Source organism: Rhodococcus sp. O3 (assembly GCF_048897285.1).
Taxonomy (GTDB): Bacteria; Actinomycetota; Actinomycetes; order Mycobacteriales; family Mycobacteriaceae; genus Rhodococcus.
Genome location: NZ_JBMBTE010000001.1, coordinates 20,991 through 42,554 on the forward strand (window position 1 = coordinate 20,991; position 21,564 = coordinate 42,554).

21 protein-coding genes are annotated in these 21,564 nt (G+C 65.0%); 9 read left to right on the forward strand and 12 right to left on the reverse strand.

Translation table 11 applies throughout. The features are described from left to right. Positions 1 to 75 precede the first annotated feature (75 nt). From ACN675_RS00100 to ACN675_RS00120, 5 genes are all read right to left on the reverse strand, one after another. Positions 76 to 1,230, reverse strand: a complete 1,155-nt coding sequence (locus ACN675_RS00100; RefSeq protein ID WP_420748963.1) for an alkaline phosphatase family protein — start codon at positions 1,228 to 1,230, stop codon at positions 76 to 78. 28 nt (positions 1,231 to 1,258) lie between these two features. Next, entirely contained in the window at positions 1,259 to 1,543 is a 285-nt protein-coding gene (gene catC, locus ACN675_RS00105) for a muconolactone Delta-isomerase (RefSeq protein WP_197251925.1), read from the reverse strand. 50 nt (positions 1,544 to 1,593) lie between these two features. Continuing rightward, the gene (locus ACN675_RS00110; RefSeq protein ID WP_248674216.1) at positions 1,594 to 2,721 is read right to left on the reverse strand and encodes a muconate/chloromuconate family cycloisomerase; all 1,128 of its coding nucleotides are present in this window, start codon (positions 2,719 to 2,721) and stop codon (positions 1,594 to 1,596) included. Between the two features lie 100 nt (positions 2,722 to 2,821). Further along, a complete protein-coding gene (gene catA, locus ACN675_RS00115) occupies positions 2,822 to 3,673 on the reverse strand; it encodes a catechol 1,2-dioxygenase (protein WP_420748964.1) in 852 nt (283 codons plus the stop codon). A gap of 425 nt (positions 3,674 to 4,098) precedes the next feature. After that, positions 4,099 to 5,034, reverse strand: a complete 936-nt coding sequence (locus ACN675_RS00120) for an AraC family transcriptional regulator (RefSeq protein ID WP_420748965.1) — start codon at positions 5,032 to 5,034, stop codon at positions 4,099 to 4,101. 192 nt (positions 5,035 to 5,226) lie between these two features. On the opposite strand from ACN675_RS00120, the gene ACN675_RS00125 reads away from it, so the two are divergent. The 3 genes from ACN675_RS00125 (at position 5,227) to ACN675_RS00135 (ending at position 8,036) form a co-directional block, all read left to right on the forward strand. Beyond that, entirely contained in the window at positions 5,227 to 5,793 is a 567-nt protein-coding gene (locus ACN675_RS00125) for a flavin reductase family protein (protein ID WP_420748966.1), read from the forward strand. 54 nt (positions 5,794 to 5,847) lie between these two features. Next, positions 5,848 to 7,464, forward strand: a complete 1,617-nt coding sequence (locus ACN675_RS00130; protein ID WP_420748967.1) for a 4-hydroxyphenylacetate 3-hydroxylase family protein — start codon at positions 5,848 to 5,850, stop codon at positions 7,462 to 7,464. An 80-nt stretch (positions 7,465 to 7,544) separates the two neighbouring features. Continuing rightward, entirely contained in the window at positions 7,545 to 8,036 is a 492-nt protein-coding gene (locus ACN675_RS00135) for a hypothetical protein (protein ID WP_420748968.1), read from the forward strand. A gap of 93 nt (positions 8,037 to 8,129) precedes the next feature. Here ACN675_RS00135 and ACN675_RS00140 read toward each other — a convergent pair whose 3' ends face one another. Both ACN675_RS00140 and ACN675_RS00145 read right to left on the reverse strand, forming a co-directional pair. Continuing rightward, positions 8,130 to 9,740 (reverse strand): flavin-containing monooxygenase, encoded by a 1,611-nt coding sequence (locus tag ACN675_RS00140; protein WP_420748969.1) that lies wholly within the window; start codon positions 9,738 to 9,740, stop codon positions 8,130 to 8,132. After that, on the reverse strand, positions 9,737 to 10,711 hold the full coding sequence (locus tag ACN675_RS00145) for an alpha/beta hydrolase (protein ID WP_420748970.1): 975 nt from the start codon (positions 10,709 to 10,711) through the stop codon (positions 9,737 to 9,739). Before ACN675_RS00145 ends, ACN675_RS00140 begins: the two co-directional genes overlap by 4 nt. 221 nt (positions 10,712 to 10,932) lie before the next feature. On the opposite strand from ACN675_RS00145, the gene ACN675_RS00150 reads away from it, so the two are divergent. Next, positions 10,933 to 11,853 carry an SMP-30/gluconolactonase/LRE family protein gene (locus ACN675_RS00150; protein ID WP_420748971.1) on the forward strand — a complete coding sequence of 307 codons (921 nt, stop codon included), beginning with the start codon at positions 10,933 to 10,935 and terminating at the stop codon, positions 11,851 to 11,853. An 84-nt stretch (positions 11,854 to 11,937) separates the two neighbouring features. Here the strand turns inward: ACN675_RS00150 and ACN675_RS00155 are convergent, their stop codons facing one another. The 4 genes from ACN675_RS00155 to ACN675_RS00170 all read right to left on the reverse strand — a co-directional run bounded on the left by ACN675_RS00155 (position 11,938) and on the right by ACN675_RS00170 (position 16,431). Continuing rightward, the gene (locus tag ACN675_RS00155) at positions 11,938 to 12,375 is read right to left on the reverse strand and encodes a nuclear transport factor 2 family protein (protein WP_420748972.1); all 438 of its coding nucleotides are present in this window, start codon (positions 12,373 to 12,375) and stop codon (positions 11,938 to 11,940) included. Positions 12,376 to 12,412: 37 nt separating this feature from the next. After that, a complete protein-coding gene (locus ACN675_RS00160) occupies positions 12,413 to 13,867 on the reverse strand; it encodes an aldehyde dehydrogenase (protein ID WP_420748973.1) in 1,455 nt (484 codons plus the stop codon). A 58-nt stretch (positions 13,868 to 13,925) separates the two neighbouring features. Then, a complete protein-coding gene (locus tag ACN675_RS00165; RefSeq protein ID WP_420748974.1) occupies positions 13,926 to 15,116 on the reverse strand; it encodes an NAD(P)/FAD-dependent oxidoreductase in 1,191 nt (396 codons plus the stop codon). 70 nt (positions 15,117 to 15,186) lie between these two features. Continuing rightward, on the reverse strand, positions 15,187 to 16,431 hold the full coding sequence (locus ACN675_RS00170; RefSeq protein ID WP_420748975.1) for a cytochrome P450: 1,245 nt from the start codon (positions 16,429 to 16,431) through the stop codon (positions 15,187 to 15,189). A 136-nt stretch (positions 16,432 to 16,567) separates the two neighbouring features. Between ACN675_RS00170 and ACN675_RS00175 the strand changes: the two genes are divergently transcribed. After that, positions 16,568 to 16,780, forward strand: a complete 213-nt coding sequence (locus ACN675_RS00175) for a ferredoxin (protein WP_269437595.1) — start codon at positions 16,568 to 16,570, stop codon at positions 16,778 to 16,780. A gap of 96 nt (positions 16,781 to 16,876) precedes the next feature. Here ACN675_RS00175 and ACN675_RS00180 read toward each other — a convergent pair whose 3' ends face one another. Continuing rightward, positions 16,877 to 17,614, reverse strand: coding sequence for a FadR/GntR family transcriptional regulator (locus ACN675_RS00180; RefSeq protein WP_420748976.1), 738 nt, complete (start codon positions 17,612 to 17,614; stop codon positions 16,877 to 16,879). A 189-nt stretch (positions 17,615 to 17,803) separates the two neighbouring features. Here ACN675_RS00180 and ACN675_RS00185 point away from each other — a divergent pair, with 189 nt between their 5' ends. The 4 genes from ACN675_RS00185 to ACN675_RS00200 all read left to right on the forward strand — a co-directional run bounded on the left by ACN675_RS00185 (position 17,804) and on the right by ACN675_RS00200 (position 21,562). Further along, on the forward strand, positions 17,804 to 18,586 hold the full coding sequence (locus tag ACN675_RS00185) for an enoyl-CoA hydratase/isomerase family protein (RefSeq protein WP_420748977.1): 783 nt from the start codon (positions 17,804 to 17,806) through the stop codon (positions 18,584 to 18,586). Between the two features lie 191 nt (positions 18,587 to 18,777). Continuing rightward, complete coding sequence (locus ACN675_RS00190; RefSeq protein ID WP_420749124.1) at positions 18,778 to 19,518, forward strand: FadR/GntR family transcriptional regulator; 741 nt, start codon at positions 18,778 to 18,780, stop codon at positions 19,516 to 19,518. Between the two features lie 243 nt (positions 19,519 to 19,761). After that, positions 19,762 to 20,883: an NDMA-dependent alcohol dehydrogenase gene (locus ACN675_RS00195; protein WP_420748978.1), complete on the forward strand. Its 1,122-nt coding sequence runs from the start codon at positions 19,762 to 19,764 to the stop codon at positions 20,881 to 20,883. A gap of 109 nt (positions 20,884 to 20,992) precedes the next feature. Continuing rightward, positions 20,993 to 21,562, forward strand: a complete 570-nt coding sequence (locus ACN675_RS00200) for a nuclear transport factor 2 family protein (RefSeq protein WP_420748979.1) — start codon at positions 20,993 to 20,995, stop codon at positions 21,560 to 21,562. Positions 21,563 to 21,564 lie beyond the last annotated feature (2 nt).

Below are 21,564 nucleotides of genomic sequence, written 5' to 3' on the forward strand. Positions count from 1 at the left end.
CCACGATAAGTCGGGTACGACGGCTCCGGCGACGTACTGTCGCTCACAGATCGACCCTCGGCGTCGCCCGGATCATCACGTGTGCAGGCGGATCGGATCCAGCGACAGCAACGGAATCAGCAGTTCGTCGTCGGTGAGCGCGCCGTGCTGGCCGGGCATCCGCGCCATGACGAGTTCCCCGTCGGTGCGGATCACCGACGATTCGCCGCGGCCGATCGCGACGATGTCGCCGACGCGGCTCGCCGCGTCCGGGGACGGTTCCGGCCCGAAGAGCCCGGCGGCGAGCACGTCGTCGCGGGTGCCGACCCACATCTCGTCGCCGAGTTCGTTGCGCCAGCGTTCGAGGACCGCGTCGGGCCGTTCGGTATGGATGTGGCGGCAGCGGGGTTCCCCGGCGATGTAGGCGACGTCCTCGGACAGGCCGTCGCAGTGGTCGTAGTCGAAGCGCCGGCCTCGGGTGGTGTCGACCATTCCGTGGTCGGCGATGACGACGAGTCGTGTTCCGTCCGGTAGCGCGTCGGCGAGTTGTTCGACGAACCGGTCGACGACGGTGAGCTGCGCGAGCCACGCCGGGGACTCCGGACCGTAGAGATGGCCGAGGGTGTCGACCTCACCCAGATAGCCGTAGACGAGGGTGCGTTCGGCGGAACCGACGGCGGTGACGATCCGGGCGAGCAGGTCGCCGTAGGCGGAGACACCGACGAACCTGCCGCCGCGCAGCACGGCACGGGTCAGTCCGCTGCCTTCGAACGTCCGCGGGACGACGGTGGTGACGGCGATACCTCCCCGCTCGGCGCGTTCGAAGACGGTCGGGTGCGCCTGCACGAGTTCCGGGACGAGCTGGGTGCGCTGGTCGATAGCGGTGCCGGCGAGTGTCCAGCGCAACCAGTTGAACGGGCTGTCGATCTCGCGCAGGTACGCCTGGTATCCGGTGACGCCGTGCCGCCCCGAGGGCAGGCCGGTTCCCAGCGACGCGAGGCTCACCGCGGTGGTCGTGGGGAATCCCGCGCGGATCGGCTCCCCCGTCATCCCGGTCAGGAACGGTGCGGCACTGCTGTTGCGTTGCAGCAGATTCCAGCCCATTCCGTCGACGAGCAGCACGACGGTGCGGGCGCACTCGGTCAGTTCGAGCCGGTTGCGTTCCCCGGCCACGCCCGCGGATGCGAGCACCGACGGCAGCAGATCCGCGAGGGTCGGCTGTTCGTAGACGTCTCGGAGCGGCAGACTCATACCCCGAGTATGGACCGTCGGCGCGTGTTTACTCCTTGATGTCCGATCCGTGCCTGGTCAACGGCATGATTTCGATCTTCATGAAGGGGAACAGCGGAAGGTTCCACAGGATCTCGTGCAGTTCGTCCGCCGAGTCCACGTCGAAGATGCTGATGTTGCTGTACTGACCGACGATGCGCCAGATGTGCGGCCACTTGCCCTTGCGCTGCAGTTCCTGGCTGTACGCCTTCTCCTTCGCGATGGTGTCGGCGCGGACCTCGGGGTCGAGGTCGCGGGGGATGTCGACGTCCATGCGAACGTGGAACAGCGCCATGGTCGGTTCTCCTGATCCGGGCTTGTCTGATCTGGGTGGGGTCGGTCGGGTCAGTCTCGGGCGAGGTGCTTGACGACATCCATGTCGAGTTCGACGCCGAGGCCGGGCCCCTGCGGGAGGTGCACCTGACCGTCGGAGTAGTCGAGCGGCGTCTGCAGCAACTCGACGGCGAACAACTGCGGACCGAACAGTTCGGACCCGTAGTCGATGCCGGGTTCGGCGCACGCGAAGTGGACGGACGCGGCGGTGCCGATCGGTCCTTCGATCGAGGTGGCGCCGTGGCAGCGGAGCCCGGCGGCCTTCGCGACCGCGACGACCTGCTTACTGCGTTGCAACCCACCGCATTTCGTCGTCTTGAGTGCGATGACGTCGGCGGCGCCGCGCTTGGCCACTTCGTATGCGTCGTGCGGGGTCTGCACGGATTCGTCGGCCATGACCGGTGCCGCGACCCTCCGGTTGATCTCGGCGAGAACGTCGAGTTGCTCTGCGGGGGTGGGCTGTTCGATGAGCTCGACCCCACCGTCGACCAGTTCCGGCACGTGACGGAGTGCGGTGAAGCGATCCCACCGGGCATTGACGTCGATGCTGAATCCGACCTTGCCGTCGAACGCCTCGACGACCTTGACGACGCGTTCGGTGTCGACCGCCGGGTCGAGCGCACCCATCTTGAGCTTGAAGGAGAAGTTCAAGCGCTGCTCCATCTTGTGGGTGACCTCCTCGACGATCTCCTCGAGGGGAGCGGCGCCGAGAGCCCAGCGTACGTCGACGCCGGTGCGGAACGCTCCGCCGAGCAGCGTGTGCACCGGGACGCCGAGGCTGCGCGCCCACGCGTCGTGCAACGCGACGTCGACGGCGGCCTTCGCGAATCGCGCGTTGGCGACGATGCGTTCGAGATCGACCATGATGCCGGTGATGTCGTCGACGCCGCGGCCGGTGATGTACGGGCCGATGTAGCGGTCGACGATGGCCTTCATCGTCTCGACCGATTCGCCTCCCCACCACGGTCCGCCGGGCACGACGCCTTCGCCGTAGCCGGTGACGCCGCCGGCGGTGGTGACGGCGACGAGCAGGATCGGCTGCGCCTCGGCGGTCGTGGTCGCGAACTTGTGGGGGCGGATCAGCGGGACGTCGAGAATCGTGGTCTCGACGGAGACGATCTTCAGGTCCGTGTCGGACATCGAGGGAACTCGCATTCGGGTCGGTTGCCGGTGGATTCGCGCTCGTGCGTGGTTTCGGTAGCGGGTGCTACCGAAACCACGCACGAGGGGCGGGGGCCGGTCAGGCCTCGGGGTCGAGCGCGAAGTTGTAGGTAACCTCGGCGACCCCGTCGGCGTTCAGCTTCGGGTCCAGGATGAGCTCCGGCTTCGTCGCGGAGGCGACGTCGCTGTCGACCCAGTCGCCACCCTTGAAGTAGAGCTGGGTGGTGATCGAACGGTGTCCGGCACCCTTGACCATCAGGTGCAGGTGGGCCGGGCGCCACGGGTGACCGCCGTAGGAGTTGATGAACCAACCGGTCGGTCCGTCGGCCGGGATCTGGTACGGCGCGGGCTTGAGCGTGGTGATCTCGAAGAAGCCCTCGTCGTCACAGACGATCGTGCCGCGCAGGTTCCACTCGGGGATGCCGGGAGCGAACTGGGAGTAGAAACCGTCCTCGTCGGCGTGCCAGAGTTCCACCGTGGCGCCGGGCAGACCCTTACCCTCGAGATCGGTGACCTGACCCTTGAAGATCAGAGATGGTGCCGCAGCATCCTTCTCGCGCATCGGCATCGTGCACTTGGACGGGAGCTTCGGGGAGTTCTCGACGTAGTACGGGCCTTCGATGCTGCCCTTGGTGCCCGAGAAGTTGTTGCGCTCGTAGTGCACGGCCTCGACCTCGTGCTCGAGGTACACGTCGAGCCACAGCGGCCATTCACCGTACTCGCCGACGTCGATGAGCCACTGCTTGAGGACGCGGTACTCGTCGTACGTCACCTGGTGCTTGTGGACGACGTCGGTGAGGGCCTTCAGAACATCCTGGATGATCGCGCCGGCGCGCTCGACCGAGGTGTCGGACGTGACGCGCTCGCCCTTGAACTTGTCGGTGGCGGCATTGCCCGAGCCGAAGGCGGTGGGGTTCTCCGTGGTGGTCATGGACACTCCTCGTGAGGTCGAACTGGTCTGACGCGAAAGTCGCGAAAGTTGTTGGGGGGGCTTTGCAGGGGGCTGGCCTGTGGCCCGAGGCGAAATACGCTCTGCGAACAACGGCGCGCAATGCGTACGTTGGATACTGTGCGCGCTGTCACATCGGTTGTCAACCACATGTCGAGACACGCGCTGCAAATCCGCAGGTGAGAGAGTCGATGCCTAGCCGGAACCAGGGAGATGCCCGAGGCACCGACCAGGACTTCGCCGACGGCCCGACTTCCGTCCCGCCGAACTCGCCAGTGCCGCAGCGAGTCCCGTCCTGTCGACCGCCGGACCCTGCTGACCTTGCGAAAAACCGTCCGGGTCAACGACACCGGCGACCCGTCATCACCGACCTCTCGGTACTCGGGGTCGGCCCTGCAACGACTCGCTCAGGAACGCAGCGTCTCGGACGGCGCGACGCCGTACTTGCGCCGGTAGGCGGCGGCGAACCGGCCCGTATGGGTGATACCCCACTTGAGTGCGACGTCGGTGACGCAGACCGCGCCCCGATCGGCCTCGGAAAGTTCCGTGTGGATGCGCTCGAGGCGCAGGTCGAGCAGGTATTCGCGGGGGCAGACCCCGACGTACTCGCGGAAGCCCTCCTGCAGCCGGCGAACGCTGACCCCGGCAACCTCGGCCATGTCGGCGCTGGTCCAGGCCAGGGACGGATCGTCGTGCAATCGGTCCAGAACCCGCTTGATGATGCGCGGTCGCGCGACCGCACCGGGGTCGGTCTCCTGCATGACGGCGAGGACGAAAGCCGAGATGATCGCCCCGGACAACTGGTCGGCGACCAGCGGATTGTTCCAGGGTGAGGCGCCCGATTCGAGGTTTCCGACCATCGCCCCGAGCATCGACAGCCAGTTCTTCCCGGCGTCGGTCGTCAGGTCCGCCTGAGGAGGCAGCTGCAGTCCGGGCCGGCCGAGCACGCGAGCCATCTCCCGGTGCAGGTAGTCCCGGTCGAGCTTGATCCCGACGATCTCGCAGTTCGCCGTCCATCGCGTGATCGCTGCCGCGGTGTCGGGACGGAAAACCGTGGCGTAACCGTGCGGGGAAACGACCTCTCGCCCCTCGCTCACCGACTCGATCTGCCCAGCTAGAGGGATGTTCACGGCGTATGCACCAGGGTGATCGGACTCGAGCGACACCTCCGCGCCCCAGCCGACGCGGGCGAGCCGTAGCGGGCCGAGATCGACCTTGCGCAAGGTCACCTTCGGCGCGGTGACGGAATCGACCGGACGCAGCGAATGCGGGAAGTAGGCGTCCGATACCACCACTTCCGCTTCATCCCAATTGTCGGGAATCTGCACGTCATCGGTGCGCATTCACCCTCCTCGGCTCACGTTTCGGGGCTTTGGTCCCAGTGTGACCGGCAACACTACCCGCCGCAAACAAGGCCGCCGGTCACTTCACCGCGCAAGGTGGATAACGGCCGCGCTCAGCGGATCGCAGGCCCCCTCCCCTCCGGCATATGGTCTGGATCACACCACGACGGATCGACCGGAAGGGCCTCCGAGATGGACCAGCGAGAGCTTCGAAACATCTTCGGGCAGTTTGCAAGTGGCGTCACCGTCATCACCTGCCACAACCACGAGGGCACCCCCCACGGTGCCACCGTCACCGCATTCACCGCGGTCTCGCTCGAACCGCGACTGTGCCAGGTCACCCTGACGCGCACGTCGAAGGCGTGCCGCTTCCTGTCCGGTGCACCGTTCGCGGTGAACATCCTCGCGGACGACCAGATCGACACCGCCCTGCACTTCGCGGGGCGCCCACAGTCCCCCGAACCCGTGTGGGAGCAGGGCCCGACCGCTCCGATCCTCGCCGGCACCGCGGCCACCCTCTCGTGCGTGCCGTGGCGCGACTACGACGGCGGCGACCACATCATCTACATCGGCGAGATCGTCGACGCCACAGCCCGCGCCGACGCACAACCACTTCTGTTCTACCGCAGCACCTTCCACGATCTCGGCACACCCAGCGCGTCCGCCGCGTGGAACGGATCGCTCGACGACCCGCACAGCGGATGGTTCGACGCATCCACCCGGTTCACGCCCATGCGCATCGCCGTCCCCACCGCGTGATCCGACCACCACTCCCCCTTCTTCATCACCTTCCCCGTCACCAGGAGAGATGACATGACCACGACCGAACCCCGCCCCACCGACACGGTCGACCGCTCCAAGGTCAACGTCGCCGCCGACTGCGCAGCGAACGAGCAGAAGAACTTCGCGAGCCGGCCGATGACGGGGGACGAGTACATCGAGTCGATCAAGGACGGCCGCGAGATCTACCTGCACGGAGAGCGGGTGAAGAACTTCACCGAGCATCCCGCCTTCCGCAACTCCATCCGCATGACCGCCCGCCTGTACGACGCGATGCACACCGGTGAGCACGTCGACAAGCTCACCACCCCCACCGACACCGGCAGCGGTGGCGTCACGATGCCGTTCTTCCGCACCCCCAAGTCGGCCGACGACCTGCGCGCCGACCGCGATGCCATCGCCACGTGGGCACGCCTGACCTACGGCTGGATGGGCCGCAGCCCCGACTACAAGGCCTCGTTCCTCGGCACTCTCGGCGCCAACGACGAGTTCTACTCGCCGTTCCAGGACAACGCGAAGCGGTGGTACCGGGAATCGCAGGAGAAGGTTCTGTACTGGAACCACGCGATCATCAACCCGCCGGTGGACCGGTCGCTGCCGCCGGACGAGGTCGGCGACGTGTTCATGAAGGTCGAGAAGGAGACCGACGCCGGCCTTATCGTCTCGGGCGCCAAAGTCGTCGCGACCGGCTCGGCGATCACGAACTACAACTTCATCGCCCACTACGGCCTGCCGATCAAGAAGAAGGAATTCGCCCTGATCTGCACGGTGCCGATGGACGCGCCCGGCATCAAGCTCATCTCCCGCGCGTCGTACTCGCAGAACGCCAACGTCGTCGGATCTCCCTTCGACTACCCGCTGTCCTCGCGCATGGACGAGAACGATGCCATCTTCATCTTCGACAAGGTGCTCGTGCCCTGGGAGAACGTCTTCATGTACGGAGACGTCGAGAAGATCAACAACTTCCTCGGCGGATCCGGATTCCTCCAGCGCTTCACGCTGCAGGGCTGCACGCGCCTCGCGGTCAAACTCGACTTCATCGCCGGCCTGCTCATGAAGGCACTCGACGCGACCGGCGCCGGCGGCTTCCGGGGTGTGCAGACCCGGGTCGGCGAGGTCATCGGATGGCGGAACCTGTTCTGGTCGCTCAGCGATGCCATGGTCAACAACCCCGAACCGTGGATCGGCGACACCGTCATCCCGAAGCTCGAGTACGGCCTGACCTACCGGATGTTCGCGATGCAGGGCTACCCCCGCATCAAGGAGATCATCGAACAGGACGTCGCCTCGGGCCTGATCTACCTGCCGTCGTCGGCCGCCGACTTCCAGAATCCCGACGTGCGCCCGTACCTGGACAAGTACGTCCGCGGCTCCGACGGCATCCAGGCCGTCGATCGCGTCAAGGTCATGAAGGCCCTGTGGGATTCGATCGGCTCCGAGTTCGGTGGCCGGCACGAGCTGTACGAGCGGAACTACGCCGGCAACCACGAGAACGTCAAGGCCGAGCTGCTGTTCGCCGCCGAAGGCCGTGGTGACGTCGCGTCGATGAAGGGCTTCGCCGAGCAGTTCATGGGCGAGTACGACCTCGACGGCTGGACGGTTCCGGATCTCATCGGAAACTCCGACGTCAGCGCCTTCTACACGAAGTAACCCAGACTGCCGCGCGCGGGCAGCAGTGCCCTACCTGCCCGCGCGCGGTCCCGAACCAACACCCAGCGAAGGAGCGCCCGATGTTCCTGGCACAGCCGGATTCCCGACCCCCCTGCATCCCGGAATTCGATGTGGCCGTCGTCGGGCGCTCCTTCGCGTCCCTTCGCGCAGCCGTCCGACTGCGGAACGAACTCCACCTGTCGGTTCTCGAAATCGACACCGCCACATCGGCTTCGTACGACGAGATCGACAACCGGTGGGAGATCCGGCGCGACAGCGAGATCGTCGCCCGCGCGAAACTCGTCGTCGACGGCGACGGGCAGGTGCCGCTGAAGGGTCGCGACGACAACACATTCGATGCATCCGACCTCACCGCGCACGGATTCCCCAACCTGTTCCGTCCGGTCCACACGACCCGAACCGACAGCGTCGGATACACGGTCCGGTGCATCGGTCACATGCGGTCCCACGGCCACGACTACGTCGAGCGACGCCTGCACACCCCGATCGCCGACGACGACTATCCCGAACTGTCCTTCGACCGTCCCGTCCCGCCGATGTGGGTCGGTTGATTCCGCATCCTCCGACCGCAAAGACAGCCGCACAGGTCCTGGCCTGTGCGGCTGTCTTCTGCATGCGCAAGCGTGCCGGACGGTCGAGGATTCCTACTTGATCGCGAATCCGCGGTAGCCGTTGGCCGCCACGTCGTCGCAGATCTCCCGGTAGGTGTGGAGCCCGCCGACGTAGGACATGATCACCCGTGGTTTGCCGGGCACGTTCGCACCCGTGTACCAGGAATTCCCTTCCGGGTAAAGGGTTTGGGTGGCCATCTCGTTGTTGAGCTGCGTCCACTCGTCGGTGCTCGGTTCCAATGCCTCGAATCTGCGCGCGCCGCGCGCTTCGAGGTCGGTGATGCACTTGCCCACCCACTCCACGTGCTGCTCGATCGCGCACACCACGTTCGTGAGCACGTTCGGGCTTCCCGGCCCGGTGAGCATGAACATGTTGGGGAAGCCGTCCACAGCGATCCCGAGATATGTGACGGGGCCGTCCTGCCATTTCTCGTTCAGCGTCTGCCCACCGACACCCCGGATGTCCATCTTCAGCAGCGGACCGGTTATCGCGTCGAACCCGGTGGCAAGCACGACGGCATCCAGTTCGTGCTCGACACCACCGGCTCGGATCCCCTTGCCGGTGAATTCCTCGAGCGGCGATTCGGGCAGGTTCACCAACTCGACGTTCTCACGGTTGTAGGTCTGGAAATAGTTCGTATCCAGGGTAATCCGCTTCGCGCCGAGTGGATAGGTACGCGGCGAGAGTCGCTCCGCGAGTTCGGGGTCCTTCACGACAGCGCGGATCTTGCTGCGGAAGAACTCCGCGATCGTCTCGTTCGCTTCCCGGTTGCTGAACAAATCGGGATAGGCCTGGATCAGGTCGATCGCGCGGTGCCGGTTCCAGCGCTCCTCGTAGACCGCCCACCTCTGGGCGTGGGTGTGATCGAGCGCGCTGACTTCGAGGGTGTCGGTGTACTGACCCGACGGGGTGGTCTTGGAGACCGCCTTGAAGGTCTCGATGTTCTCCTTGAAGTCCCGCTTCTCTGCCTCGGTGAGCGGCCTGTTCCCGCAGTCGAGGCTGAATGCAGGTGTTCGCTGGAACACGGTGAGCTTCGCGGCCTGTTCGGCGAGGAGCGGGATGACTTGGACCCCCGAGGAGCCGGTGCCGATGACGCCGACCTTCTTCCCGGTGAAATCGATGCCGCCCTCCGGCCAGTCGGCGGTGTGATAGGTCGCCCCGCCGAACTTCTCGATGCCGGGGAAGTCAGGAGTCTGCGAGGTGGACAGGCAACCCACCGCCGTGACGAAGTACTTGGCCACCGCGGTGTCGCCGGCGTCGGTGGTGACGGTCCACCGGTCGGTTCGGTCGTCGTACGACGCCGATTCCACTCGCGTCCGGAATCGGAAGAGTTTCTTCACGTCGAGTTCGTCGGCGGCGAATTCGAGGTAGCGCAGGATTTCCGGCTGCGACGGGTACCGTTCGGACCAGTCCCATTTCTCGATCAGCTGGGGCGAGAAGGTGTAGGCGTATTCCATGCTGATGCAATCACATCGGGCTCCGGGATAGCGATTCCAGAACCATGTGCCTCCGACCCCGTCCGCCGCTTCGAATGCTGCAACGGACAAGCCCATCTCGGTCAACCGGTGCACCATGTAGATGCCGGAGAATCCGGCTCCGACGACGACGGCATCGAACTCGGCGGAGTTCCCGGTGGTGTTCATGCGCGTGCCTCCTTGCCGGAAACGGCGTCGGCGATGCCCTTGCCGTCGACCACATCGTTGACCGCGTCGACGACGTAGTCCATGCCTTCCTTCGCGCCGGGCAGCACGTTGACGAACTGGAAGAATCCGTGCATTTGCCCCGCGAAGATCTTCTCGCGCACCGGAACACCCGATTCGGCCAGCTTGCGGGCGTAGGCGCGCCCTTCGTCGTGCAGCACATCGTGTTCCGAGACGAGAACCGCTGCCGGAGCCACGCCGGCAAGGGTCTTCGCCTTCAGTGGGGCAGCCTCCCATCGCGCACGGTCGGCCACCTCGGGTACGTACAGATCCCAGAACCATTTCATCGATGTCGCGGTGAGCATCAGCTCGTTCGCGGGATCGAGGTAGCTGGCGTTGTCGAAGTTGTCGTCGGTGACGGGGTACACGAGCACCTGCAGGTCGATCTTCGGCCCGGCTTCTCGCACGGTTCGCTGCGCGACGACGGCAGAGAGGTTACCGCCCGCACTGTCACCGGCGACGACGAGCGGACCGTCCGATGCCGCATACCTGCCGCGGTTTTCGGCCGCCCATTTCAGCACCGCCCACGAATCGTCTGCGGCAGCGGGGAACTTGTGCTCGGGGGCGAGCCGGTAGTCGACGATCGCGACGGCGCAGTCGGTGCGCTCGGCGAGCTGACGACCGAGGGTGTCGTAACCGTCGATGCTTCCGACCACCCAGCCACCGCCGTGCAGGTACACGATGAAGCCACGTGCGTCGTCGGAAGGCACGAGCACCCGCACCGGCACCTCATGCCCGTCCGTCGAGGTCACGGTGACGTTTTCGACGCGCGCCATCTCGGGCCCCTCGCCGACGAGCTCGATGAAGCCGTCGCTCATCTCGCGCGCCTCCTGGGGCGTCATCTCGTGCAGTGCGGGTCCTCCTGCCTTCGCCATCTCGGCGAGGAAGGCGGACGTGGCGGAATCCAGGGCCATGAGTACTCCTTCAGAGGGGCTGCGGCACATCACATGAACGTGTGGCGGAGGACTCCGCAAGAGCGGTCCGTCCTCGAGTGATACAGATCACCATAACGATAAACATCATTAGTCGCAATAGATGCGCCAAGGGCTGCCCTGGCCCCTGATTCATGAATATGATTGGTCTAGTTATAGGGGGCTCCACGCGGGACTCCCCGCACGACACGGAAGGCACCGACATGACCGCTGGAAAACAGGACACCTCTCTACAGGGCTCGATCGACACCATCGTGTCCGACCGCGCCTTCCTGGAGTGCCCCCGCTGGCACGAGGGTCGCGTATGGGTCTCGGATCTGTATCGCCACGAGGTGATCTCGATCGGTGACGACGGCGACGTGGTCGTCGAAGCAACACTGACCGGCGACGAACCGTCCGGTCTCGGATGGCTTCCCGACGGCCGACTCCTCATCACCGCGATGGAGTCCGGATGCATCATGCGCCGCGAGGACGACGGCGAGATCGTCGTGCACGCGGACCTGTCGTCCGTGGCCACGGGCAAGCTCAACGACATGGTCGTTGCCGCCGACGGCACCGCCTATGTCGGAAGTTTCGGGTTCGAATTCAAACGCGACACCCCGATCCGGCCGGCCAATCTCGTCCGGGTCGCTCCCGACGGCACGTTCTCCGTCGAAGCCGACGATCTGCTCTTCCCGAACGGCATGGTGATCACGCCCGGCGGCACTCTCGTCGTCGCGGAATCGATGGGGAACCGTCTGACGGCGTTCGACATCGAATCCGATGGCTCCCTGTCGAATCAGCGCACGTGGGCCAGCTTCGGTCCGGAACTGCCCCGCGACTCGGTCAAGGCCGCGATGAGCGCTGCCGCAGTTGCACCCGACGGCATCGGTCTCGACAACAGCGGTGCCGTCTGGGTGGCCGACGCACTCAACCGGCGCGTCGTTCGAGTCGTCGAAGGCGGCCGGATCACCGAGGAAGTCCGGTTTCCCACCGGAGTCTTCGCGTGCATGCTCGGCGGGCACGAGGGCAACACGCTCTACGCCTGCGCCGCGCCCAATTCGTCGGAAGCGGCCCGACGTCACACCCGGGATGCGAGCCTGCTCGCGACCCGTGTGAACGCCACCCACGGCGGACGTCCCTGACATCGCACATACCCGGATACAGAACAGGGAGGTTGTCCCACTGCGATCGACTCGCAGAGGACAACCTCCCTGTTCGTCCGAGGGTCAGTACGGCTGGTACTCGACCTCCCCTGCCGGCAGATCGATCATCCGGTCGACGGAGATGCCCTTCCGCTCGATGAGCAAGTTCCCGCCACGATCGACGTAGACATCCGAATACCGCCCGTAGAGACGCTGATTCGAGCCCGGAGCACACACCGTCGCCTCGAAGTACGCTTCGACGTTCACACGTCCGCCCTCTCCGGGTGTGACGCGGACGTTCGAGATCAGGTGACGCGAGAACTCCGCCGGGGATTCGACGAAGGCGCGGTACACCCCGATGAACTCGTCGGGGCCGTTGTCCGACTTGCCGTTCTGCTCGATGGTGACGTCGTCGGTGATCAGGCCCCGGAGGGCGTCGAGATCGCCGGTGTCCACCGCCGCGGCGTAGTCGTACAGCAATCTCTCGGCTCGGTAGCCGAGATCAGCAGAAATCGATTCCACCCCAGTTCCTTTCCTCAGAGACAGCCCGGATTCCGGCTCAGAACTCCTGGATCAGCTTGGTTTCGAAGAAGGCGTCGAATCCCTCGACTCCACCCTCCCTGCCGAGACCGGACTGCTTGTATCCGCCGAACGGCTGCACCACGCACATGGCATAGCCGTTGACCGAGATCTGGCCCGTCCGGACGCGCCGCGCGATGTCCTCGGCCAGGGACCGATCCTTCGCGTACACCGCACCGGACAAACCGTAATCGGAATCGTTGGCGATCGCGATGGCCTCGTCGATCGAGTCGAACGGGATCACCACCAGGACCGGGCCGAAGATCTCCTCCCGGGCGATGCGCATGTCGTTGCGGACGTCGGCGAACAACGTCGGCTCGACGTACCATCCGCGATCGAGGTGGGCGGGTTTGCCGCCGCCCACGACGAGCCGGGCACCTTCCTGCTTACCGATCTCGATGTACTCGAGCACCCGCTTCTGCTGCCGCTCGGCCGCCAGGGGGCCGATGAACGTGTCGGGGTCCCGCGGGTCACCGACCTTCACGCTCTTCATGACCGCCTCGATCGCCGCGACGACCTCGTCCTGACGCTCCCGAGGGACGAGGATCCGGGTCAGAGCTGCACAGACCTGACCCGAGTGCCCGATACCACCGAAGACCATTCCGGGCAGGAACGATTCGAGCTCGATGTCGTCGGCGATGATCGCGGCCGACTTGCCTCCGAGTTCGAGGGTCACACGCTTGATCTTCTCCGCTGCCCGCGTCATCACCGTGCGCCCGGCAGCGGTGCTTCCGGTGAAGCTGATCTTGTCGACGTCGGGGTGGCCGACGAGATGATCACCGACCTCCCGTCCGGCTGGGAGAACACTGATGACGCCTTCCGGAAGACCCGCGGCCTCGAGGGCCTCCGCGAGCATCATCGTCGTGACCGGTCCCTCGGGGGCGGGCTTGAGCACCACGGTGCACCCGGCCGCGAGCGCAGGGGAAATCTTCAACGACGCCGTGGCGACAGGACCGTTCCACGGGACGACCACGGCGACGACCCCGATGGGCTCGCGAACGATCTTGCCGCGGCCGTCCTTCCAGGTTCGCTCCTCCTCGAACGGGAAACGCTCGTGGAAGGTCGCCGCGTCGTCCCAGATGTCGACCGCGTTCTGATGGAACAGAGTCGAGATCGCCGCCGGACCACCCAGTTCGAGGGTGAATGCCTCGGCCATCGCGGGGATCCGCTTCTTGACCTCGTTGCCGACACGCACGAGCACTTCGGCGCGCTCGGCAGGTGTCATCCTGGGCCAGGGTCCCTCGTCGAATGCCTTGCGCGCTGCCGCGACAGCCCGGTCCACATCCGCCTCGCGAGCCTCCGGCACCGACGCGATCACTTCTCCCGTGATCGGGGAGATCACATCGATGACGGCGTTGCTCGACGGCTCGACCCAGGATCCACCGATGAACAACTTGTCGTAGCTCTTCAACCGAATCGGAGTTGCTGTAGTCATTTTTCGTTCCTCACTCGGCCGTGCGCGGGCGCGGCTGACTCGATGATTGACGAGGTATTTACGGCGTGGGCAGGGCCGCCGGCTGTAGTGGTACGTCCAGATCTCCGATCACGTCGGGCTCGACGACGACACCGCGGTCGATCGCCATGCGGGCCTGCACCATGTGACGGGGGGAGTCGACGGACAGGTGGGCGGTCAGTCTGGAGGAGTCGTCGATCCATGCCGCGCCCCACTTTCCGTCGCGGCCCTCACGGAAGATCATCCGATCGGATGGGCTTCGGTGCCCGACGAATTGGACCTTGTGGCCGAACTGATCGCTCCAGAAGTAGGGGACGGGGTCGAAGACGGATCCGGAGTCCTGCCCGAGGAGAGCCGCAGCGATCGTTGCCGGCCCCGTCCGCGCGTCGTCCCAATGCTGTCCGACGATCCTGCTGCGATAACGCGGCGACCATCGCGCCGCGACGTCACCGACAGCGAACACCACCGGATCGGCTGTACGGAGGGACTCGTCGACGACCACTCCCCGGTCGACCGCGAGGCCGGATTCGGCGAGCCACGCGACATCCGGCCGGACACCGATACCGATGACGACGACGTCGGATTCGACGAGCGTGCCGTCCGTGAGGACCGGTCCGCCCTCGGTGATCTCGGCGACCGCGACGCCACACCGTAGATCGGTTCGGTCCCACCACGGCAGCATGCGCTGCGCGACTTGGAACCCGAGCGGTTCGCACAATGGGGCGGGGGCCGCCTCGAGGACCGTCACCGAACATCCGAGAGTGTTTGCTGTGGTGGCAATCTCGGCGTTGATCCAACCGGCTCCGACGAGCGTCAGGCGGGTTCCAGGCCGAAGCTCGGCACGTAGCATATCCGCATCGGCGGCGGTCCGCAGCACGTGCTGCCGGCCCGAACCGGGGAGGACAACCGGCGCGGCGCCGGTGGCAATAATCAGAGCGTCGTACGGATGTGCTCCGTCCTCGGTGAGAACGAGACGTCGCTCGCGGTCCAAGCCCGTCGCCCGGACCCCGAGCCGGACGCCGATCCCCAGGCCGTCGTAGTCCACGTCGAACGTCGTGTCACGCCGCTCGGCCAGGGCCGCCTTGCTCAACGGCGGGCGATCGTACGGCGGCGCTTCTTCACCACAGAGCAATTCGATCTCGCCGTCGAATCCTTCGGCGCGCAATGCCTCACACGCCCGCAATCCCGCGAGCCCACCCCCGACGACCAGAATCCTTCTTCCGACGAACACGTCGTTCCCCTGCCTGTTCGATTTCCTCTACGGACGGAGATGCGTTCCGGCCGTTCCGGTGCAGCAGCCCTCAGTAGAGGGTGTAGTCGGCCAGAACCCGAGGCCCCGGCGTGTACGTCGCGGGGATCCGCTGCCAGCCCATGTTGGTGCCCTGGTGCGGGTACCGCTCGAGCGCGGAGAAGTCGACCTCGTAGTCGGGCATCCTCTCCAGGATCTGACTGATCAGAGTCCTCGACATGTAACGACCGAGATGTGAACCTGCACAACGGTGTACGCCGATTCCGAATGCAGTGTGCCGATTCGGCCAGCGGTCGATGTCGATCTCGTCCGGGTTCTCGAACAACTTCTCGTCGCGGTTCGCCGACGACCACGACAGAAGGACGCGGTCGCCCTTCCGCATGGGACATCCCTGGAATTCGACATCCTTGGTGACGGTGCGGGCGAGCGCCTGTGTCGGAGAGAAGTAGCGCAGAAACTCTTCGACAGCATGATCCATCAGGCTGGGGTCGTCGATGAGTCGCTGCCGCACGGATGGATGCTCGGCGAGCCACACCAGAGCCTGGCTCACGAGCGACGCGGTGGTGCCGACGCCGCCGGCGAGCAGCAGATCCACGATCGCATACATCTCGAAGTCGTCGAGAGGACGACCGTCCACTTCCTGCTGCACCAGATAGCTGATGATGTCGTCGGTGGGCTTCTCGCGGCGTGCTCGAATCGTTTCGCGCATGCGCTCACCCAGGTAGGGGAATTCGACCTCCATCGCGTGCCGGTAGTCGTCGCTTCCCGGAATACCGGCCAGTGCCTGGTGGTGCGCGTGGGAATAGCGCTTCCAGTCGGCCAGGTCGAGTCCGAGCCAGTCCACGGTGACGATGGACGGCACGGAGATGACCGACGTGAGGTCACAGCGGCCATCCTCGATCACACTGTCGATGAAGCCGGCCGTGTGCCGGTCGACGAGCGCCTTCATACGTTCGACTGCGGCCGGAGCGGTGATCGGGTTGACGATCTTTCGATACTTGCGGAACTCGGGCGGGTCGAGCTCGATCGGAATGTGGAAGTGCATCGGCGTCTTGGGGATTACGACCGAAAGCCCTTCTCCCCCATGTTCCGTCCGCGCAGACGAGAACGTTTCGTCATCGCGTGCGGCCTCGAAGACCGAGTCGTAGTCGGCGAGTACCCAATACCCACCGTGCGCTTCGGTCCATGCGACCCGCTCGTTCTGACGCACCTTTCGGTACGACGCCACCGGATCGGCGGAATGCTCTTGCGAGTTGTGGTCGAAATCGATGACAGGGCAACCGGTGCGATTCTCCATCGCGTGAACCCTCCTGCTCTGAATCAGGGATCTTCTGCTAATGGTTATAACAGATGCTAGAGTAGCGTAGGTCACATCGCCAGCCCAGCCATCCGATCGAAAGTTCAACAAGACGGCATTCCGAGATGCCCGCACGATGGAAGGAGCAACCATGAAGGTTGTCGTAGACGAGAATCACTGCCAGGGCCACGGGCTGTGCTTCATGACCTCGCCCCAGGTGTTCGCACTGCGGGACGAGGACGGCCATGCGTATGTCCTCCCCGGGGGCGACGACATTGCGAACGAACAGGCCGCCCGCGACGCCGCCGCGTCCTGCCCGGAGCGAGCAATCTCGGTCGTCACCGACTGAACCTGCGCGACCACGACGAAACAGGGAAGGAACTCCTCACCGGAGTTCCTTCCCTGCCTTGTTCGCGCCGCTCCCGGGAGCACGCCGACCCGGGACCTACCCCAGAGTTCGGTCCCACGGGATCACCTGGCCGAGCAGGTCGGGATACTTTCTCTCCGCATAGCGCCGGTAGGCATCGATGTGCTCGCGCATGCACCTTTCCGATCCGATCGGATCTCGGGCCACGAGCGCCTCGTAGATCTGCGCGTGGGCATCGAGGATGGCTTCACGATGGTGCGGTGGGTAATCGATTCCGATCGCTGTGCCGTCCATGATGCCCAGCAGCGAATCGGCCAGATACCCGAACAGCGGGTTACCCGACGACCATGCGATCAGATCGTGGAAGCGCTTGTTCGCTTCGAGAAACTCGTGCCGGTCGTTCAGAGACCCGCGCATCCGGTCGACGTTGTCCCCGAGCTCCACCAGGGTCCGAGCCGAAATCCGCTCGGCCGCCAGCCGGCTGATCATCGGCTCGAGCGCGGCCCTGGCTTCGACGATGACACCGAACGGCGCATCGTTGAGCTGCATGAGGAGTATCAACGAGCTGGCCAGGTGCGAGGCGTCGGGGTCCGTCATGACCGGCCCGCCCCCGGGCCCGGGCCTGAGTTCGATCACGCCCTGGAATTCGAGCAGGCGCAGCGCCTCTCTCAATGTTCCCCGGCCGATCCTGTACTGCTCGAGCATCGCCCGCTCCGAGGGGAGCAGATCACCGGCGGACAGATGCGCACGGCCGGCGTCCTTGATTATCTGTTGCGCCACCACCATCGCGGCCTTCGGCGCCCGACCCGTGAGCATCGCGCCCCTTCCTGGACCGGCGGCCGTCGTGGACAACCGCCGCCGAATCCCGCACTACAGTTCCCTGATGGAGAAAATGATGCTAACCATTATAACGTGAAGGTACGTCTCCCACCCGAAGGAGGACGTCCCGGACAAGCTTCACCTTCCAGGCCCCGTGCACGGGCGACATCGAACGAAGGACCTGCGATGAGCACCCCCGCCACCACCACGAGCGTCGTGATCGAATCCATCGATTCGAGCCTGTGGATACGCCTCAATCGACCCGAACGGCGAAACGCCTTCGATCCCGACATGTGCTCGACGATCGTCGAGGCACTCCACGACGCCAACCGGTACCGCTCGATCGTCATCACCGGCTCGGGCGGAAGCTTCTGCGCAGGCGGCTCCCTCGGCCAGCTGAGCGAACCGACCGTCACGGATCTTCGGCATCTCTACCGATCCTCCCTGGCACTGTTCGACGCGATCCGCTCGTGCCCCCGCCCGGTCGTTGCGGCCGTCAACGGCGCAGCCGCGGGGGGCGGCAACGAGCTCGTGGTCGCGTGCGATCTCGCCGTTGCCGCGCGTTCGGCGACATTCGGCCAGACCGGCCCTCGGGTCGGAAGCTCTCCTGTTACGGGCGCCACGAACGTGATGGGCGTGCAGATCGGAGAGAAGCGAGCGAAAGAACTCTCGATGCTGTGCCGTCGCTACCCGGCCGAGCGCGCCTACGAGATGGGGCTCGTCAACGAGGTGGTCGACGACGAGATCCTCGAGGACCACGTCCGGTCGCTGTGCCGCGAGTTCGAACTCCTCAGCCCGCGCTACCTCGAGATCACCAAGGTCAACTCGAACCTGTGGTGGAACTCCGCCCGCGATTCGTTCAGTAACGGACTCGGCATGCTGGTGCAGGCCATCGGCAGCGACGACATGATCGAGGGAGCTCGAGCGTTCCTGGAGAAGAGGGCGCCGCAGTTCCCGCCTGCAGAATAACGAGCATCACACAAATCGTGAGTATGAATGTGCACATTAGGGTGCACAATAGGGTCTGTGCACTCTCCGTAACGGCTAACGTCGACGCCCAGCCGATGCGGAGTACGGCGGGCCGACCGGCTTCGTCGAGGTGGACCTCCGCGTCGACCCAGACCGGGGAGTCAGAGGCTGAGGAGGGTTCCGTGACCGCAATGTCGAGAGGTCCGAAGACGTCGCTGGTCGTCGCCCAGCAGATCGTTCGCGACACCGCCCGGAAGGGCCTGCAACCCGGAGATCTGCTGCCTCCGGAAAAGGCGATGCTGGAGGAGTACCAGATCGGTCGCGGCACCCTCCGCGAAGGACTGCGCCTTCTCGAATTCCAGGGGATGCTCACCTTCAAACCCGGACCGAAGGGCGGCCCGGTTCTCCTGGACCCCGACGCATCCCACCTTGCGAGCACCATCATCCTGCTCATGCAACTGCAGAATGCCTCGCTCAGCACGATCGTGGAGGCGCGGACAGCGCTCGAACCCGTCGTGTGCCGCCTTGCCGCCGAACGAATCGGCGAAGACAAACTGCTCGAACTCAAGGACTCCGTCGACCGGATGCAGCAGTCCGTGGAGACGGCGGATATCGATACGTTCCTCGAGACCAACAAGCAGTTCCACGACATCATCGCCTGGTCCACCGGCAACGCTCTCTTCGGCTACATGACCGACGCCCTCATGCGGATCACCGGCGGAACCGTGATGGGGGTCGACCACCCCGCAACACTGCGGAAGGCCACACTCAAGGCACACATCAGCATCTACGACGCACTGAGCGATCACGACACCGACCTGTCCGAAGACCGCATGCGTGATCACATCAAGGAGTACGCGCGTTACGCCGAGCGCAAGTTCCCTGAGGTGCTGCAGCAGGTTCTGCCCTGGAATCAGGCCCTCGGCGGCTGAACCTCACCTCGGACGACATCCGACAACAACTGGCCCGTACCGGTGATCCGGTGCGGGCCAGTTCTTTTCGGGGCGGCTCCCGAGACGCCACCCTCGGGGGACACGCCGGGATCAGAAATGATGCCCTCCAGCGATTGCGTCTATTCATGCATATGGTTATGGTGATAACGATCACAGACGCTGGAGTCGTCGGTACCGCACCGACGCCACGCGCATCTTCCCCGTTCACCGTGAGGAGACGACATGAAGACCATCGGAGCACTGTTGTGGGAGCCCGGCACCAAGTCCGGCTGGAGCGTCGAGGAAATCGAGATCGATCCCCCGAAGAGCCGTGAGGTTCGCGTCAAGCTGGCAGCCTCCGGCATCTGCCACAGCGACGACCATGTCGATACCGGCGACATCCCACTCGACTGGGCTCCGATCATCGGCGGACACGAAGGTGCCGGGGTCATCGAGGAACTCGGTCCCGACGTCACCGGTTTCGAGGTCGGTGACCACGTCGTTCTATCGTTCCTGCCCTCCTGCGGCAGCTGCCGCATGTGCACCATCGGCAGGTCCAACATGTGTGAGCGCGGCGCCGGCGTGCTCGGCGGATTCGCGCCCGACGGCACCCACCGCATCCACGCCCGCGGCCAGGGCGTCGGCCCCTTCTCCTACCTCGGCACCTTCTCGCCGTATGTCGTGGTCAACATCGACTCGTGCGTCAAGATCGACAAGGACATCCCGCTCGACAAGGCTGCGCTCATCGGCTGCGGTGTGCCCACCGGCTGGGGCTCGTCCGTCTACGCTGCGGACATCCAGCTCGGCGACACCGTCGTCGTCATCGGAACCGGCGGCGTCGGCATGAATGCCGTTCAGGGAGCGCGCCACAAGGGCGCGAAGAACATCGTCACGATCGACCCGGTCGAGTTCAAGCGCGACATGGCCAAGCAATTCGGTGCGACCCAGACCGTCGAGAACTTCGACCAGTGCCGCGAGGTCGTCGACCACCTCACCAACGGTCAGGGCGCCGACGTCGTCATCATCACCGTCGACATCGCCTACGGTCACCTCCTCAATCCGGCGCAGGAGATGACGCGACGCGGCGGCACCCTGGTGCTCACCTCCGCGGCACCCGTCACCCAGCGCGACGTTCCCTTCGACCTGTTCACCTTCGCCATGTCCGGCAAGCGGTTGCAGGGCACCCTGTACGGTTCCACCACCGCGCGTCGCGACATCCCCCTCATCACGGACATGTACCGACGAGGCGAGTTCAAGCTCGACGAACTGATCACCAAGACCTACAAGCTCGAGGACATCAACACCGCGTTCAAGGACATGCGCGAGGGCAAGAACATCCGCGGCGTCATCATGTACGACGAATAGTCCGCAACACCTGTCGGATTCGACAACGACACAACGGATTCGATTCGGGCCGGGGTGGAGCCTTGCTCTGCCCCGGCCCGAGCGCATTCCCACCACAGGAGCTCAGCCGATGACAATGTCCGCTCTCACCGCACAGGATTCCGCTGCTATCGCGAAACTGGTCGCGAAAGACGAGATTCGGGACCTTGCAGGACGATACGCACTCGCCGTCGACGATCACGACATCGAATCCGTACTGTCGATGTTCACCGACGACGGAGTCTTCGAAGTCGCGGGCCGTGCATTACAGGGCCGCGACGAGATTCGACCGTTCTATGTCGACAGCATGGACCGCTACCACACGATGCTGCACACGCCCGAGATTCATCTCGTCACGCTCCTCGACGATTCTCAGGCCACCGGGATCATGACGGGGCACGCGGAACTCGCCGTGCACGACACCCTCATGCTGACCGCGTTCCGCTACCGCGACCGCTACACGAAGGTGGACGGACGGTGGTTGTTCGAAAGACGCTCCGTGTCCTTCATGTATGCGCTACCTTTCGAATCGATGGCCTCGAGTTTCCGTACCACCAAACGGATTCGGTGGCCACAGACTCGATACTCCGACGCCGATTATCCGGAGTCGGCATCCACCTGGAACACCTACCGCGGATCGGAGTTCCACCGTCCGCGCTGAAG